The sequence below is a fragment of the Psychrobacter aquaticus CMS 56 genome (genome assembly GCF_000471625.1).
Taxonomy (GTDB): Bacteria; Pseudomonadota; Gammaproteobacteria; order Pseudomonadales; family Moraxellaceae; genus Psychrobacter; species Psychrobacter aquaticus.
Genome location: NZ_AUSW01000017.1, coordinates 49,407 through 66,361 on the forward strand (window position 1 = coordinate 49,407; position 16,955 = coordinate 66,361).

Sequence of the window (16,955 nt, forward strand, 5' to 3'; positions counted from 1 at the left end):
CATAATTCCTGTTACTTTTTCAATTTTAAAGTAATTGGTTTTAATGAGAAAACTTAGTATTTAATTGCGAATATTTATCATTACCATTATAATCCTCAATTCAAATTTCAAGCGAACACAATAGGGTTGTTTAATATGGCTCTAACCCTATGGATTATAAAATGACCCAATCAGTCAGCGAGCGTATCATTCGTGAGCAACGAAAAATCGAGAACAAGCGCCGCCTAGTGTTGTTGGCGTTTGCGGTAGCGTGCTTAGTGGGGCTGATTTTGGATGTGATGACAGGCCCTTCGATGTTACCTATAAGGGATGTGATTGAGGCATTATTACGCCTAACAGGTGTGGAAGATACCACCCATACCATTGTTTATGATCTACGCTTGCCCGTTGCCTTGATGGCGTTAGTGGTCGGTGCATCGCTTGGGGCAGGCGGTGCTGAAATGCAAACCTTATTAAATAATCCCATGGCAAGCCCATATACCTTGGGTCTTGCAGCAGCGGCAGGGTTTGGGGCGTCGCTCGTGATTGCGTTTGGTGGGTTTGGTTTACCTATACAGTATGCCGTACCGATCGGTGCATTTGTCATGACCATGCTAGCCTCAGCGGTGTTGTTTTTATTCGCTTCTCTAAAGCAATTTGCCGCCGCCACTTTGATACTGGTGGGCATTGCCCTTTTGTTTATTTTTCAATCGCTGTTATCGTTGGTGCAATTTATCGCATCGCCTGAAGTGTCTCAGCAAGTTCTATTTTGGTTATTTGGTAACCTTAACAAAGCCACGTGGACCAATATTGCGGTGGTTGCTGTGGTCAGTACGGTTTGCATTACCTTATTGATGCGAGATGGCTGGCAATTAACGGCTTTACGTCTCGGGGAGGAGAGAGCCGCCGCCCTTGGCGTCAATTTAACAAGATTACGTATTAGAACGCTAATTTTGGTCGCTATGATGACGGCAACGGCGATTAGTTTTGTTGGAGTCATTGGGTTTATCGGCTTGGTTGCCCCGCATGTTGCCCGCCTATTGGTGGGAGAAGACCAACGCTATTTTTTACCAGCAACCATGCTCGCTGGAGCGGCTTTTTTATCATTTTCATCGGTATTATCAAAAGTTATTATTCCAGGGGCATTGTTCCCTGTAGGGATTGTGACCTCATTTGTGGGCGTGCCCTTTTTGTTTTGGATTATTTGGAGTAAGCGGTGAGACAATTTATTCGTGCCACGTTGGCGACAGCAGTATTAATGACAGCGATGAGTGCACAAGCTGAAATCAAGACAATTCATGATGTACTAGGGCGTGACGTTAAAGTCGATGTGCCTGCCAAACGGGTGGTGTTAGGGTTTTATTATCCTGATTATATTGCGGCAACGGGGGCAGATAGTTTTGGGCAAGTGGTGGGTATTTCTCGGGAGTTTTGGGAAAAATTCAATCCGGGTAGCTGGGAATTATATAGTAAAAAATTACCCAATTTACAGGGCATTGGCGATATTGGCAATATCGATAGAGGCACGTTCTCGCTTGAAAAAACTTTGGCAATGAAACCTGATGTGGTGATATTGGCAAAGCAGCAGTACGATACGCTAAAAGCCGAAATGCCTCGTTTTGAGGCGGCAAACATCCCTGTGGTGGTGGTCGATTATAACGACCAGAGTGTCAAAAGGCATACCGAAAGCACCAAAATTTTTGGGCAAATCGCAGGGACAGAACAACGGGCTAACCAAGTCGCCCAAGAGTATGCCGATGGGATTACCGATATCCAAAAGCGGGTTCAAGCCGCTGAGTCAGCAAAGCCAAAAATTTATGTTGAATTTGGTGATAAAGGACCAAAAGAGCACAGCTTTACGTTTGGCAAAAATATGTGGGGTGCGATTGCCGATACGGTGGGCGGTGATAATATCAGTAAACCGTTTGTCGAAAATTGGGGGCCTATTAACCCTGAGCAACTACTGGTGAGTAAACCTGACGTTATTATGATCTCAGGTACAGAAGTTGGTATGAAACAAACTGATGCGATGGCAATGGGCATTGATGTTAGTGCCAATGAAGCCCAGCGCCGGCTCAAAGGCTTTACCACACGTAACGGTTGGGAAAATCTACCGGCGGTAAAAAATAACCGTGTGTATGGCATTTATCATACGGCTTCTCGCTCGTTGTCTGATTTGGCATCGGCTCAGTTTATGGCAAAGGCTCTCTATCCTGAAGCCTTTACTGATATAGATCCTGAAAAAACCTACATGAATTTTCATGAAAAATACTTGCCAGTTAAGCCGAGCGGCACGTTTTTTATTCAGCTAGGCTGTGGCGCAAGTATTTGTAAAAACACTGCATCAACGACAGTCACAGCGCCCGACATAGCTGACACAGAACTGACCACCGCTACGCCGCCTCAAACAATGTCATGGTGGGATAAGATGGTTAATTGGCTGGGTAACCTGTTTGCTTAATTTTTGCTATTAACTTTATAAAGATATCATAATGCTTGAACTTGATCATTTAACCGTACAGCGTGGCTCGCTCACTGTTGCCCAAAATATCAATGCCCAGTTCCACTCAGGCAAAATATACACGCTGCTTGGGGCAAATGGCGCAGGAAAATCAAGCTTATTAAAGGCGATTTTTGGTGAATTGGCATTTTTGGGCAATGTCCGCTATCGAGACACCGTGCAACGTAAAGCCCATCTGATGGCATGGCGTAAGCCCATCGCTTATATGCCCCAAGATAGCCATACCGATGCCGAGCTTAACACGCTTGAGGTAGTGCTATTGGGGCGTATGGACGCGCTGGGTCGGCATATTAGCGATGACTTGATGCGTGAGGCAATTGACCTGATGGCACAATTAAATATTGCTGAACTGGCACATCGTCCTATCGGTGCATTAAGTGGAGGACAACGTCAGCTTGCCATGTTTGCCCAAGCCTTGCTACGTCGTCCCAAAATTTTATTACTTGATGAGCCTGTATCGGCACTAGACATGGCACATCAAATCAATTTATTACAAAAGGTGAGACATTATACTCAAGAACATCAACTTATTTGCTTGATGGTATTGCATGATTTAAGCCTTGCCGCTCAATTTTCTGATGAATTATTGCTGTTGGCAGATGGTAAAATCCAAGCACAAGGCACGCCTAAAACAGTGCTACAGCCTCAAATTTTACGTCAAGTGTATCAAGTGGACATCGAGATTTTGACCAGTAGCCGAGGGTTGCCTGTTGTACATCCTTACCGGAAAATCGATTAAATTATTGATCATTGTTAATGCAATTTTAATCAGTTTTCTTCTCAGGAAAGCTACTAACCACCCCTGCCAAAATCACTGCCACAATACCTAAAATCTCTAAGGAGCCGATGGTTTCGCCTACAAATACCACCCCATAAATTGATGCAAATACCACGGTCAAATAAGACAACGCCGCCACCGTAAATTTTTGTCCCACATGATATGCATGGGTCATTGCAAGTTGTGCCAACAATCCTGCGCCACCAATACCAGCTATATAAGGCAAGATTTCTGGCGTCAGACGATGCCACCCTACCCACGTTGCCACCACTGCCGAAATTACCGCCGCCACCGCCGAAAAGTAAAACACAATCCGCCACGCAGGTTCGCCCATCAGCGACAACGCCCGCACTTGTAATAGGGCAAAAGCGGTAAAAATGCCGCCACTCAGCGTAATCAAGGTTTGAATTAACCTATCTGACTCAAAGGCAGGTTTCAACATCAAACAAATACCGCCCAAGCCCATTAACAGGGCTATCCATGTTTTTAACGAAGGCGTTTCTTTTAGCCAGACAATGGATAAAATTGCAATGAATACGACTGAAGTATAGTTAAGGGTCACTGAGGTTGCCAGAGGTAGCTGACTTAACCCATAAAAAGCCAGTAATAAAGCGGTTGTTCCTGCGACGCTACGCTTCATGTGTCCCCAAAAAAATGGGGTTTTAAGGGTTTGACGACGCACGAGCGTCCCACAAAAAATTATCAAGGCAGGCAAAACCGAGCGCCAAAACGCCAACTCGTAAGGATTCATATCAAGCTGTGTGCCAGCATTTTTTACCAAAATGCTCATTAAGGCAAATAAAAATGCCGCCACAATCATCCATGCTGAACCTAACGCATATTTTGCTTTTATCATTGTCAATTTATCAAATGGTGAAAAAACGCTATTGTAGCATTCTGCCTCCCTGTAATAGCGACCTGTGCTATCAATCACGGACAAAAACACTTGGTAGATTATGTCCGGTAGCCTGACGGTAAAAGTTTTGAAATACCTGAGTAAATAACTTAAATCCCAACCCTTTGGTATTGTTTGACGGTTGTAAAAAACTTCAATATATCTGATTGAGTCATCAAACATGCTCCAATATAAGTGGTTTCATTATAGCGGTCTATTTTAAGTGGTCTATTAATAAGTTCTAAGGGCGAAATAGTTGGTTCCGTTGAGGTATACATCAATAGAACCAGTGAAAACTGACTTCCTATATCCAAAGTTACTTACCATAACGTTTAGTATAGGATTACATATTCGGTGCGCTATACAGGCATTGAACAGCTTATGATAAATATGTACTTAACGACGATAAAATCGATATCCTGAGTCATTATGATCAAACTGTCTGATTAGTGCCCTTCATGTTAATTTCTACAGTTTATTCAGCATAGCTCATCGTCTAACATCCCCACCGAAAAAAAGAATTATATCTAGGACATATTCCCAATTTTAAAATTGGGAATAAAAATAATATAAATTACAGTAAAACGAGATAAACAGTATAAATAATATTGAACTATTAATCAGACATTCAGACGTTCTTGGCCCATCTATACATTATCGTTTGGATTGAGAACATACCTTGGATAGCATTTTTCTGAGATAAAGTTTTATTATTTTTTATGATAAACCCCGCTGCCGTTCTCTACTTCCACACATATTTGCAAGGCAACTCGTTCGGATTGTTTCTCACTTAACTCCACTTCTATGGTTGTGATTAACAGTTCTGCCAGCTGATTACGAATGTCCAAACTACGGCCTGTCATTATTTTTAGATTTGCATAAATAAAGCCGTTTGTTTGCTCGTCATCTTCAAGGCCCACTAAAAACGTATCGATAGGTATCATACGGGCTTTAATATCTGTTGGCTTACCAAAATGCCCACTATCCCAAAGCACCTTATTCAAAGATTTAAGTAATGATTCTTTATGAGTAATGCTGACATTAGGTGTCGCTTGAATGGTTAAATGTGGCATAAATATATCCTTTTGAGTATGAGTGAGAAGTGCGTCTAAAAAAATATAACCTAAACTGAAGCCCTTCTACCAGTTTGAATTAATAGAACGCCACCGATAATTGATATTAAGGCTATGATCTCTAAACTGGTGATATCCTCTCCAACTATAGCACCAATAATAACAGCAACGATTGGTGCAATATAAGTAGCACCAGCAGCTTTCACAGAACCTAACCTTTCAATAATAAAATAATAGATTAGATAAGCTGCCCCTGTTCCTAATAAGCCAAGTCCAAGTACTGTTCCCCACATTGCCTGAGTGTTCGTTGCTATCTTAGTAATACCCTCAAAATCGATCAGTACTGACAGCGTTATGACGGCTATACCCGTCTGCCAAGTTGCCAACGCAAGTGGCGGTAGTTTCAAAGGAGATAAAAAACGACGTGCATATACAAATGATGCACCGACACTCAGAGATCCTGCTAACATCCATAATACGCCTATGAGAGAAACACCCATTGCCCCTTGCCAAGGTCGTGCACTTAATACAATGCCAGCAAACCCTAAAGCAACGCCTAGAGCCATTCGCTTAGTTGGTCGCTCTTCTGGCAAAAATAACGCAGCACCTAAAAAAGTAAAAATGGGAATTGAACCGCTCAATAATCCTGCGATACTACTGGGTAATAATGCAGTGCCTGCAACAAACCCATAGTAATAAAAGGAAGTTGCGAGCACTGACATCACTATAAAGTGTGGTATGTGAGGCAACTGTTTACGAGTAATGACCTTACTACGCCATGCGATTAGTGCCAACGGCAAAAAACCAAATAATACTCGTAAAAACACAGTTTGAGCGGGCGAAATTAATTCTGTAGCCCACTTCATAAAAATGAAATTTGACCCCCAAATCACACCCAGTAAAATGAGCGCTGCATATACTCTAAACATAAAAGCCACCTTAAAAACTCGAAAGCTATCTAAGTAGCTAGACGGCGATTTGCCTCACTTGTGAAGTAGAACAAACCCTCATCAATAGGTATCTAATTAGTAAGCATAGAACCTATGTTACCTAAGCCTTATTTGGCTCATAGATGAAAGTATGGCTGTACGACAACTATGTTGAAGAAGTTTATGAGCTGGAGTAGCATCTCTGTTTGATCTACTGGTGTAATAGAAATGAGTTTTTCTACAGTCACTCTCTACTTCATTAGCTATCATTTATTCATTATAGCTAATGAAGGTGAATGCCTTGCATGATATTAAAAGGTGTTAGACTATAGAAAATCTATTGTATAAAGGATTACTATGTCACGTCATTATCGTTCTCTGCCGCCGCTAAATGCCTTACGTGCATTTGAAGCTGCTGGTCGTAAGCTAAGTTTTCGTGCAGCAGCTGATGAGCTTTTTGTGACCCAAGGGGCAGTTGCTCAGCAAGTTCGCATATTAGAAGAATATATTGGTTTTTCTTTATTTCAGAGGTTACCCAGAGGCGTTGCACTTACCAGTAAAGGAAGCGTATATTTTGCAGAAATCACGAAGGCTTTTGACACGATAGACCAGGCAACAGTACAACTACTTAAAGAGCCTGAAACTGTTACTATCAGCGTGACACCTGCGTTTGCCACTAAAATCTTGTTGCCTCAACTGTCTGTCTTAACGACCGCAGTTCCTCATATTGATTTGCGCACGGTAGCGACCGAATCCATTGCAGACTTTGATCGTGATCAAGTGGATATTGCTGTACGTCTTACTCATCCACCATTCCCTACATCGTTTGAGACGCGGCTACTGTTTAAACAAAAACTTGTGCCAGTTGCCAGCCCTCATCTTATCGGTGACAGAACACTTCCTATGTCACTTAAGTACTTGCGTGATATGCCACTACTGCACGACTCGCACAATCATTGGCCACGCTTCTTTGGGATCACAGGTAAATTACCGGGCGCAGTATTTAACCAAACTGCGCTCGCTTTAGATGCTGCTTTGGCTGGTCAAGGAGTTGCGATTGCCTGTCAGGCTTTTGTACAAGCAGACTTATCGGCGGGTCGATTGATTCAAGTTAGTGAGTCGGATTTAATCGTAGAACCAGATTATTATCTTGTCCGAAAACGAGTGACTGCATCTAGGAAGAATGTGGATGCGGTATGGGATTGGTGTATTGAAAACTTAGTAACTACCTAAATCTCTTAGCTCTATTTAAAATAATTCTCCATTCAGCCTTGGTGTAGAAACGTAGCTTGTGACTATTTAGGTTATGCCCATTTTTTCTCGATAATTACTTTAAAATATTTGATTTGGTATTCTTCTTTTGTGTCAATTATGGCTATGTCTGATGTCAGCATGCTTTTTAGAACACCACCGGATTATTTTATAAGCAGTGCTAATTTGATCGTAACTTATATTGCCTAACTAACCACTGAATCAAGGTAGCTAATGTTAATGCTGCTAATAGTGTACAGATAGCCAGTAGGTCAATACGGATAGGTGCGATCATATCCTGTGTTAATTGCTGACTAATAAAGTAATAAGGTATAGACAGCAACCATGCCCCTAAAGTAACTATTTGTAGTTTAGTCATATGCTTAACTCTCTATTAAAATTATAGTAGTGTATCAGAAAGTACGCTGAGGGATTAGAAGAGGAGTGACACCCAAATACTGATGCAGATACTGTTTATACATATTTGATAAATGGCATAGAAGTAATAGAATTTCTATCGCCTGAGCTAGATATCATTGATAGTAAAGTTACTGTGCCAACTAAAGTTTTTACTGATGGTTGCTATCTCTGGACGATGATAATTCCTCATCTAGTAAAAAATTATAAGGTGTCGTTACCAGAAGAGTTTATGCATTATTTAAGAAAACAGAATAAGTATGCTAATCAATATGATAGTGATCGTATAAGACAAATACTAGACAGTCTCGAAGGTAAAAAAATTGACAGTTATATGAAGTTTAGTGTTGATGAATAATTAACATATTTTGAGTACTTTAGCATTCATTTGCCATAAGAAACGTTGTAGGAACATGTTGCCATAATGATGTTAAATTACTACCTTTTTACCGTCTAGAATGGGCAGTAAAGAACCCCAAAAAACCCTGACTGTTCCCATAACGTCCGTTATGGGAAATTACTTTAGACCTGAAAAATCTATCGTATCGGTTACGCTAAAATAGCAATATCCTCAGCGATAATACGTTTAAAAAATACTGGATCGTATTGGACGACATCTAACTTCGCATTTAAACGATGACGGCTTATGCCTGCATTCTGTTAATTATTACTTTATTACTTTTCTACTTTGTTCAAAAATCCAAGCAATGCCTTTTCTTCACAACTTTGATATTTCTTGGTACGTCCACGGCGGGCTTGTTTGTAAGACTCAAAAAACTGATCCGCTAAGAATTGCTCAATAATAATAGGATTAATATAAGAAGAACGGCAAACAGCAGGAGTATTACCCAGTGCTTCTGCCACTGCTTTAACCATATCCGTGACCAACTGCTGGCGATCAGAGCTTTCAGGCTCACTGGCTAATACATTTTTACCCTCTGCTGTATCAAGCGCATCATACAAATGACTGGCTGCGAGGACACTGGCCATCCATGTACGAAAATCTTTTGCACTATACAGTTGACCATTGCTGCCACTAACGCAAGTATGGGTTCGTAGATACTCATTGATATCGGCACTATCAACGACTTGCTTGACACCATTGTCATCCAAATATTTAAAAATCTGATAACCAGGCAATTCAGAACAGGCTTGCACAATCTGTATCAAGCGCTCGTCTTGTAGCTCAATATGATGCTCTTTTGAGCTTTTACCAACGAAGTCAAACGCCAGACCGTTGTCTATTTCGCTCACATGCTTGCTTCTTAACGTACTCAAACCATAGCTTTTGTTCAATTTAGCATAACGGCTATTGCCGATACGAATCAAAGTCGTCTCTAACAATTTGACCACGGCTGCGAGGACATTGGCTCGTGATAAAGGCGTTGCCTCCAAGTCTTTTTCGACTTGAGCGCGCAAGTTTGGTAACGCTTCTGCAAAGCCAATCATGGCGTCAAACTTAGCTTGGTCGCGGACGCGATCCCACTCGGGATGGTACAAGTACTGTTTACGTGCTTTGTCATCACGCCCTGTTGATTGCAGATGGCCCTTATTATCTTGGCATATCCAAACCTCTGACCACATTGGCGGTATCACCAAAGCATCAAATCGCTTACGCAATGCTTTGTCTTTTACCGTTTTGCCAGTTGCATCTCGATAAGTAAACCCGCGACCCCAACGTCTGCGTCCATATCCCGGTTCATTGTCGCTCACATAGCGCAGATTTGCCAAACCAGCTAAGTGTTCATAATCATGACGCACATCTTGAATAGGGTTTTGCTGATTTTCTTTGTCCATAAGAAGACTCGTCTGATAAATGAATCGTTTTAGCATAATGAACTATGGTAAATTTTGCTGTTTATTTGCCACGGATAAAGTGTAATCCTGTGTAAAATAAAATTGATACAAGGGTTTTAGGTTATGGGCTTTTAAGGCATAATTTAGCACTACTCACGACTTAAGTTTATTAAAATAAAATGAACCATTCATCTGTAAAAATAAAACCGCTAGCTATCACTGATTACGACCTTTGGTTACACTTATGGCAAAACTATCTGACGTTTTATAAGACCAGTTTGCCGTCAACTACAACGGAGACGACGTGGCGCAATATGCTTAATGACGACGTGGCTATCTATGGATTTGGGGCGTGGAAAGATGATATTTTGGTAGGTATTACCCATGTAGTGCTGCATCCCAATACATGGAATACCACAGAATGTTGTTATTTAGAAGACTTATACGTTAGTGAAACTGTGCGCGGTCAAGGCGTAGGACGTGCTTTGATTGAGCAGGTCTATGCATTTGCCAATGAGAAAGACTGCAACCGTGTTTACTGGACGACGCAAGAAGGCAACACCGACGCGCGCCAACTTTATGACAAAATTGCGAGCTTGACTGATATGGTTCAGTATCGTCACAACTTATAGTATTGGGAACCCACTTCTTTTAAAATGACCATAAAAAAAACGCCAAGCGTTAAACACTTGGCGTTGGTTGTTTTAAGACAACATTAGTCATATAAATGTAGCTTTAACTCAACAAATATTATTTGCCATACACACATAAATAAGCCGTTTCGACTTCTACTTTTACCTGAAACTTTTTATTGGCTTCAACGGTAAACTGCTCGCCAGCATTAAAAGTTTGCCATTCATCACTTTCTGGTAGCTTGACCGTCAATGCGCCGCTGACTACACTCATGGTTTCAAACTCACTGGTGCCAAATTCGTACTCACCAACTTCCATCACACCAACGGTGGCAGGCTTGGTTGCCGTTTGAAAGGCGATAGAAGTGACTTTATTATCAAAATAATTGTTAACGCTTGGCATAATGGTTCCTTAATAAGATTTTAGGTAATATTTCAAAGGTATTTTACAGACCTGCTTTTAGACTCGCTTCGATAAATTGATCGAGGTCACCATCTAACACAGCACCGGTGTTAAAGGTTTCAACGCCTGTGCGCAGATCCTTGATACGTGAGTCATCCAGTACGTAAGAGCGAATTTGACTGCCCCAGCCAACGTCAGATTTGCCATCTTCGACCGCTTGCTGTTTTTCCATGCGCTTTTGCATCTCAAGCTCATAAAGCTTGGCGCGCAGCATTTTCATGGCAGTGGCTTTGTTGCCATGCTGGCTGCGTTCATTCTGACACGTCACAACCACCCCACTTGGCTCATGAGTAATACGCACGGCAGAGTCAGTGGTATTAACGTGCTGACCACCTGCCCCCGATGAGCGATACGTATCAATGCGTAAATCCGCAGGATTGATGTCAATCTCGACATTATCATCGATTTCAGGCGAGACAAACACCGCAGCAAATGACGTATGACGTCCATTATTACTATCAAACGGTGATTTGCGTACCAGACGATGCACGCCAATCTCGGTACGAAGCCAACCAAAAGCATAATCGCCCTTAATCTCAATCGTCGCTGATTTAATCCCAGCGACACCGCCAGCGGAGACTTCGATCACATCAACCTTGAAGTCATGAGCCTCAGCCCAGCGTGTATACATACGCAGTAGCATTTCTGCCCAATCTTGTGCTTCCGTACCACCACTGCCCGACTGAATATCCAAATAGCAATTGTTCGGGTCCATCTCACCACTGAACATGCGGCGGAATTCTAAATCAGCAACGCGTTTTTCCGCATTATCCAGCTCGCTCTGTACGTCGGCAAGCAGTGACTCATCGTCTTCTTCTACCGCCAACTCTAGCATTGCAGATGCATCTGCTAATGTGGTTTCAAGTGAGACTACGACATCGATGACACCATCGAGATGACTTTTTTCTTTGTTGATCTTGGTCGCACGCTCTGGGTCATTCCATAGCTCGGGGTTCTCTAGTTCTAAATTGACTTCTTCTAAGCGCTCTTGCTTACCATCGAAGTCAAAGATACCTCCGCAAGTCCTGCCCACGTTCAGACAAGTCTTTGATTTTTTCTTGATACGAATTGATTTCCATAAATTTTCCTATTTTTTTGAATAATGCCTGTTTTCTTGAACAGCGAGTGTATAACCAATAAGGTGCTATTTTAAAGGAGATTGACGTTAAATGGTTGGCTAATTACGGTTGACCATACACTAAGCAAACTAAATTGACCAATCTTCTACTGCCCAGCGATGCGCGAGTGCATGGGCATGTAGTGCGTCATCAGGTGAGACACAAATAGCGACATCTGCCCACTCAAGCAGTGGAATGTCGTTTTTGGAGTCTGAATATGCATAGGTTTTTTCAAACGTAAGGCCTGCTGCTTGCTGCTTATCAAGCCATTTATTAAGATGATAAATCTTGCCTTCTTGGAAGTTTGGCTTATCCATTAATTTACCAGTATAGCGTTCATCCTTTATCTCAAGCGGTGTCGATAAAACATTGGCGTCTTCAATACCAAACCGTTTGGCAATGGCAGAAACCACAAAGTCATTGGTCGCAGAAATGATTACCACTTCATGACCCTGCTCAATATGCTGACACAGCACTTCCATTGCTTTTGGGCGAATGTGTGGCTCGATTTCACTTTTGATATAATCTTCTCGCAGCTCATGCAATCTGTCCATCGGTAGACTACTCAAAAACTGAGCGACAAATTCATTGTACTCAGTTGCATCAAGCGTGCCTTCGATATAATCTTGATAAAACTTTTGGTTGGCCGTGCGATATTCAGCTTCGTCAACGAGTTCATGCTTGACGATATATTCGCCCCACAGATAGTCGCTATCGACATCGAGTAAGGTATGGTCTAAATCAAATAACGCCAATTCTTTTTGATCATTCTGTGTTTGAGTCGCCTGCATAGTAAAACCTTATTGTTGTTTTTTGAGGGATATAATTTTTGATATAAATGAATGTATGCATAAAAAACTTGATGAATAAGCTTGCGAGAACGTTACTGTTTACCAAATAAAATTATGGTAACTTAATTTTCATAGTCCATTTTCATAGTCCATTTTCATAGTCCATTTAAAAAATTTAGAGAACGCTATGAAATCACCGAATGATAAACTTGACCCACCTAACAGACCACGTAGACCTGCTCGCTCAACTAGAGAAATTCGGCAGCGCAAGTCAGGGAACAGCGATCAGTCATTCTTAGATCGTCTGATGTATGCGCTCTTGAACGGGCTAATGTATGGCGTTGGTGGCCTACTGATAGACTTAGCCATTGTGGTCATTCGTTCAATATTCGGTCATGGCAATGGCGACGTTTTCTGGCTCTTCACCCCTTTTATGTTGATACTTGGGGCATTAATGGGGTTCATCGTTGGTAAATCCGCTGGCGCTGAAAGTGTTAATGCGTTAAATATCAACGAAACGAGCAATCAGAGCGCTTACCTAAGTGACTATTCTGTACGCCATGATATTTTTCGCGGACTGGTTATTGGCATCGTCATTTTTGCCATTATTTGGCTGGTGATGATGTTGATGGCATAAAGGCCAATTATATAAGAATAAGATCAAAAACATAAATAGAATATAAGCCGTTCAAGATAAAAGAGATACACTAGAACTTATGACTCTATTATTCACTTATCGTTAAATTTAGTCTGGCATTGTCATTTCTTTCAAGCCCTTTTTAAAACTCTGACAATGCTCTGCATAATGCAGCGCTGACAGTTTTAGCATAGCCGCTTGCTCATCCGTCAGTGTCTTAACCACTTTTGCTGGTGCGCCCATCACTAATGAGTTATCGGGAATCTCTTTGCCTTCAGTAACCAATGCCTTGGCACCAATAATACAGTTTTTACCGATTTTGGCATTATTCAATACTACCGCCCCAATACCAATCAAACTATTATCACCAATTTCACAGCCATGTAACATTGCTAAATGACCGATGGTGACATAGTTGCCAATTTTTACTTCAATGCCAGCATCGGTATGAATCACGCTGTTTTCTTGTACATTACTATAATCACCGATATGAATGTGACTCACATCTCCGCGAATTACCGCGCCAAACCAAACGCTGGCTTGATGACCCAAATATACGTCGCCTATCACGCGTGCTGAATCAGCCACCCAACCGTTAAATGGTACAGCAAACTCAGGCGTTTTGTCTAAATACTGATAAATCATAATCCATCCTTAGTCGTTATATTTTATAAAAGACAATCTGTCGTAGAAATCGTTTTATAAAGAAATTTGAGGTAAAGCTTGATAGTCATAAAGACTGATAAAAACTTTGTAGTATAATGCCGCCAATAAACCCTATTTAGGCTCGCCGCAATGATCAGTAAAAAATATACAGCTACTTTTATATTGTTATCAAGTAGCATTATTGTCACTACCCCTACTCATGCGGGCAACAGCTCTGATATTGCCAAAGCAGGAGACATACTATCCTTTGCCATACCTGCAGCTGCTTACGGTAGCACTTATTATATGGACGATAAAGAGGGACGGCAGCAATTTTACTATTCATTTGCGACCAATGTTGCCGCTACTTATGCTTTGAAATCAGTAGTTGATAAAGAGCGACCTAATGGTAGTGATGATAACTCTTTTCCCTCCGGTCATACCTCAAGAGCTTTTCAAGGCGCTAGCTTCATTCATAAACGCTATGGACTAGAATATAGCATTCCTGCTTATATTGGTGCAGGTTTTGTTGCCTATAGTCGTGTCGAAGCAGATGAACACGATACTGCCGATGTGGTAGCAGGAGCAGCGTTAGGCATTGCCAGTAGTATGTATTTAACGAAAAGTTATCATAATGACCAGCTGCACATCGCAACCAATTTATCCCCAGATTATTATGGGTTATCAGCTCATTATAGTTTTTAAGACGTTGATGATATTTTTCATAGATCAACGTCTTTGATTCTTATTAATCTTCTTTGCCGTTAAGGTGCTAGCCCTTAACGCAAAACTCTAGTATAATGCGCAAAATCTGTGCCAAAGCGAGCGGACATGATGCAATTTACTACCTATTCACTATCTAGTGGGTCTTGTAGTTTTCATCAATAATGTCTTCTCGCTTTTTTGTGGAAAAATTTTGGCTTTGCGTTTTTATGTTTATTTGGCAGCAATAATGAAAAGCAATATGAAGCCGAAATCTTATCCTAAATAATAATGGCACTCACCAATAACAGCGGAGGCAACCCTTGAATTCATCGGCAGAAACACAAGCAATTTTAGCACTAGCAGACGGTACGATTTTTCGCGGTGTCAGTATCGGTAGCGAAGGTCATCGTGTTGGTGAAGTGGTATTTAATACAGCCATGACAGGGTATCAAGAAATTCTAACCGATCCAAGTTATGCGCGCCAGCTCGTGACCCTCACCTATCCGCACATTGGTAATACAGGAACCAACGCTGAAGATACGGAGTCCGGCAACGGCCACAAAGTGTGGGCAGATGGCCTCATCATCCGTGACGCAACTTTAGTTACCTCAAATTTCCGTAATTCTGAATCACTTGCAGATTATCTAGGGCGCAATGATACCGTTGCTATCGCTGAGATTGACACGCGTCAATTGACTCGTCTATTACGTGATAAAGGTGCTCAAAACGGCTGTATTTTTACTGCCTCAAACGGTGAAACGATTAGCACTGATGATGAGCAACAAGCTATCAAACTCGCACAAGAATTTGCTGGTCTCGAAGGCATGGATTTGGCAAAAGAGTGTTGCACGACAGAGAGCTTTGAATGGACAGCGGGCACATGGGATCTATCAGACACCCTACTCAATCGTGATGTAGAAGGTAGCCATGACAGCGGTACGGGTGGCTTCTTTAAGCAGCTGGGTACTCATATCGACTCTAAATATAATGTTGTCGCTTATGACTTTGGTAGCAAAACCAATATCCTGCGTATGCTAGTCGACCGTGGTTGTCATGTGACGGTCGTACCAGCGCAAACTCCTATCGCTGACGTGCTAGCAATGAATCCAGACGGTATTTTCTTATCAAACGGCCCTGGCGATCCTGCGGCTTGTGACTATGCTATCGATGCGGTACGTCACATTATCGAAGAAACAAATATTCCAACGTTTGGTATTTGTTTAGGTCACCAGTTAATTGGTCTTGCCAGCGGTGCCAATACTATCAAGATGAAAACCGGTCATCATGGTGCCAACCATCCCGTACAAGATTTGGCGACTGGCACAGTGATGATCACCAGTCAAAACCACGGCTTCGCGGTTGATGAAGACACGTTGCCAGACAACGTGAAATCTACTCATCGTTCATTATTTGACGGTACTAACCAAGGCATCGAGCTGACCAATAAGCCAGTATTTAGCTTCCAAGGTCACCCAGAAGCCAGCCCAGGCCCTCATGACTGTGCGCCATTATTTGATAAGTTTGCTGAGATGATGGGACAGTCTAAATCGTGAGCAAATCTATTAAAAGTAGTTTTTTGATTGGAATATTAGCTGTTGGTTTGGCCTCATGCACTACGACTAAAGCAGCCGTGGACAATCTTAACTTACAAAATCAGCAGCAATTAGCCGCACCTAATTCCAACTTATCAAGCAGGCAAGAACTGAGCTTTGAAAATAAAAAAGAACTATTAGCAGAAAAAATTAGACTTGCTGATTTTTCTATCAGAGCAATAAACGATCCTAAGTTTGTTAATGCTCTATTATCTGATGATATTAGCTCAAAAGAAGAAAAGCAGTGCGTTTTCGATAATATTGATAGAAAGGCTTTTTATGATCTTTCTAGTGATATGATTGAAGATTTAGTAGCTAAGAACCCTGAATATATTGATTTATATTTAGACAAACTAGATTTACTAATTTCTATCGCTGATATTTTTTATAACTCTCCAAATGCGATTGAGTTTGATGAGGAAGATTTATCAGCTTCTCCTGCACTGGCTCTTCTCACAAAGAAAGATGCTTTGATATTTCAAAAAATGATTGTAGATGAACGCTATAAAGACTTATTGATTTTAGTAGGTCAGCCGGTCAGAGTAGATAATTCTATTTTTGATTCTGCCTCTGTGAAGTTTTTGTTTCTCGGTGGCGCTGTAGGTGACTCTGAAAAGAAATGTAGGCTTGCACGCTGAATACTATCAAACAGACCATCTGTAAATATGTGACGATTTTAGGATCAAAAACATAGTACCGTAAAAATCAAACATATTACTAAATACTTTATAA

17 protein-coding genes are annotated in these 16,955 nt (G+C 41.5%); 9 read left to right on the forward strand and 8 right to left on the reverse strand.

The window, feature by feature from the left end:
* Nucleotides 1–161 precede the first annotated feature (161 nt).
* From M917_RS05645 to M917_RS05655, 3 genes are read left to right on the forward strand one after another with little or no spacing between them, the layout of a single operon-like run.
* Nucleotides 162–1,199: a FecCD family ABC transporter permease gene (locus tag M917_RS05645; RefSeq protein WP_040642056.1), complete on the forward strand. Its 1,038-nt coding sequence runs from the start codon at nt 162–164 to the stop codon at nt 1,197–1,199.
* Nucleotides 1,196–2,440, forward strand: coding sequence for an ABC transporter substrate-binding protein (locus tag M917_RS05650; RefSeq protein WP_021813823.1), 1,245 nt, complete (start codon nt 1,196–1,198; stop codon nt 2,438–2,440). The genes M917_RS05645 and M917_RS05650 overlap by 4 nt, the downstream gene beginning before the upstream one ends.
* A 31-nt stretch (nt 2,441–2,471) precedes the next feature.
* Nucleotides 2,472–3,239, forward strand: coding sequence for an ABC transporter ATP-binding protein (locus M917_RS05655; protein WP_021813824.1), 768 nt, complete (start codon nt 2,472–2,474; stop codon nt 3,237–3,239).
* 25 nt (nt 3,240–3,264) lie between these two features.
* Here the strand turns inward: M917_RS05655 and M917_RS05660 are convergent, their stop codons facing one another.
* From M917_RS05660 to M917_RS05670, 3 genes are all read right to left on the reverse strand, one after another.
* Complete coding sequence (locus tag M917_RS05660; protein WP_021813825.1) at nt 3,265–4,134, reverse strand: DMT family transporter; 870 nt, start codon at nt 4,132–4,134, stop codon at nt 3,265–3,267.
* A gap of 749 nt (nt 4,135–4,883) precedes the next feature.
* Nucleotides 4,884–5,246, reverse strand: coding sequence for a 5-carboxymethyl-2-hydroxymuconate Delta-isomerase (locus M917_RS05665; RefSeq protein ID WP_021813826.1), 363 nt, complete (start codon nt 5,244–5,246; stop codon nt 4,884–4,886).
* A gap of 50 nt (nt 5,247–5,296) precedes the next feature.
* On the reverse strand, nt 5,297–6,175 hold the full coding sequence (locus M917_RS05670) for a DMT family transporter (RefSeq protein WP_021813827.1): 879 nt from the start codon (nt 6,173–6,175) through the stop codon (nt 5,297–5,299).
* Between the two features lie 357 nt (nt 6,176–6,532).
* On the opposite strand from M917_RS05670, the gene M917_RS05675 reads away from it, so the two are divergent.
* Complete coding sequence (locus tag M917_RS05675) at nt 6,533–7,408, forward strand: LysR substrate-binding domain-containing protein (protein ID WP_021813828.1); 876 nt, start codon at nt 6,533–6,535, stop codon at nt 7,406–7,408.
* A 1,110-nt stretch (nt 7,409–8,518) separates the two neighbouring features.
* Here M917_RS05675 and M917_RS05685 read toward each other — a convergent pair.
* Complete coding sequence (locus M917_RS05685) at nt 8,519–9,640, reverse strand: DNA topoisomerase IB (protein WP_021813830.1); 1,122 nt, start codon at nt 9,638–9,640, stop codon at nt 8,519–8,521.
* 179 nt (nt 9,641–9,819) lie between these two features.
* Here M917_RS05685 and M917_RS05690 point away from each other — a divergent pair, with 179 nt between their 5' ends.
* Nucleotides 9,820–10,272 (forward strand): GNAT family N-acetyltransferase, encoded by a 453-nt coding sequence (locus M917_RS05690; RefSeq protein WP_021813831.1) that lies wholly within the window; start codon nt 9,820–9,822, stop codon nt 10,270–10,272.
* A 118-nt stretch (nt 10,273–10,390) separates the two neighbouring features.
* Here the strand turns inward: M917_RS05690 and ppnP are convergent, their stop codons facing one another.
* The 3 genes from ppnP to M917_RS05705 all read right to left on the reverse strand — a co-directional run bounded on the left by ppnP (nt 10,391) and on the right by M917_RS05705 (nt 12,644).
* A complete protein-coding gene (gene ppnP / locus M917_RS05695) occupies nt 10,391–10,675 on the reverse strand; it encodes a pyrimidine/purine nucleoside phosphorylase (protein WP_021813832.1) in 285 nt (94 codons plus the stop codon).
* Between the two features lie 43 nt (nt 10,676–10,718).
* A protein-coding gene (gene prfB, locus M917_RS05700; RefSeq protein ID WP_131657721.1) for a peptide chain release factor 2 occupies nt 10,719–11,814 on the reverse strand; the annotation gives its coding sequence in 2 pieces (ribosomal slippage) (nt 10,719–11,741 and nt 11,743–11,814; 1,095 coding nt in all).
* Nucleotides 11,815–11,942: 128 nt separating this feature from the next.
* Entirely contained in the window at nt 11,943–12,644 is a 702-nt protein-coding gene (locus M917_RS05705) for an HAD family hydrolase (RefSeq protein WP_021813834.1), read from the reverse strand.
* 187 nt (nt 12,645–12,831) lie between these two features.
* Here M917_RS05705 and M917_RS05710 point away from each other — a divergent pair, with 187 nt between their 5' ends.
* Entirely contained in the window at nt 12,832–13,281 is a 450-nt protein-coding gene (locus M917_RS05710; RefSeq protein WP_040642059.1) for a hypothetical protein, read from the forward strand.
* Between the two features lie 108 nt (nt 13,282–13,389).
* Here M917_RS05710 and M917_RS05715 read toward each other — a convergent pair whose 3' ends face one another.
* Nucleotides 13,390–13,926, reverse strand: coding sequence for a gamma carbonic anhydrase family protein (locus tag M917_RS05715; RefSeq protein ID WP_021813836.1), 537 nt, complete (start codon nt 13,924–13,926; stop codon nt 13,390–13,392).
* Between the two features lie 150 nt (nt 13,927–14,076).
* Here M917_RS05715 and M917_RS05720 point away from each other — a divergent pair, with 150 nt between their 5' ends.
* The 3 genes from M917_RS05720 (at nt 14,077) to M917_RS05730 (ending at nt 16,861) form a co-directional block, all read left to right on the forward strand.
* Nucleotides 14,077–14,631: a phosphatase PAP2 family protein gene (locus M917_RS05720; RefSeq protein WP_021813837.1), complete on the forward strand. Its 555-nt coding sequence runs from the start codon at nt 14,077–14,079 to the stop codon at nt 14,629–14,631.
* A 320-nt stretch (nt 14,632–14,951) separates the two neighbouring features.
* On the forward strand, nt 14,952–16,184 hold the full coding sequence (gene carA / locus M917_RS05725) for a glutamine-hydrolyzing carbamoyl-phosphate synthase small subunit (RefSeq protein WP_021813838.1): 1,233 nt from the start codon (nt 14,952–14,954) through the stop codon (nt 16,182–16,184).
* Complete coding sequence (locus M917_RS05730; RefSeq protein ID WP_040642060.1) at nt 16,181–16,861, forward strand: hypothetical protein; 681 nt, start codon at nt 16,181–16,183, stop codon at nt 16,859–16,861. Before carA ends, M917_RS05730 begins: the two co-directional genes overlap by 4 nt.
* Nucleotides 16,862–16,955: the final 94 nt, after the last annotated feature.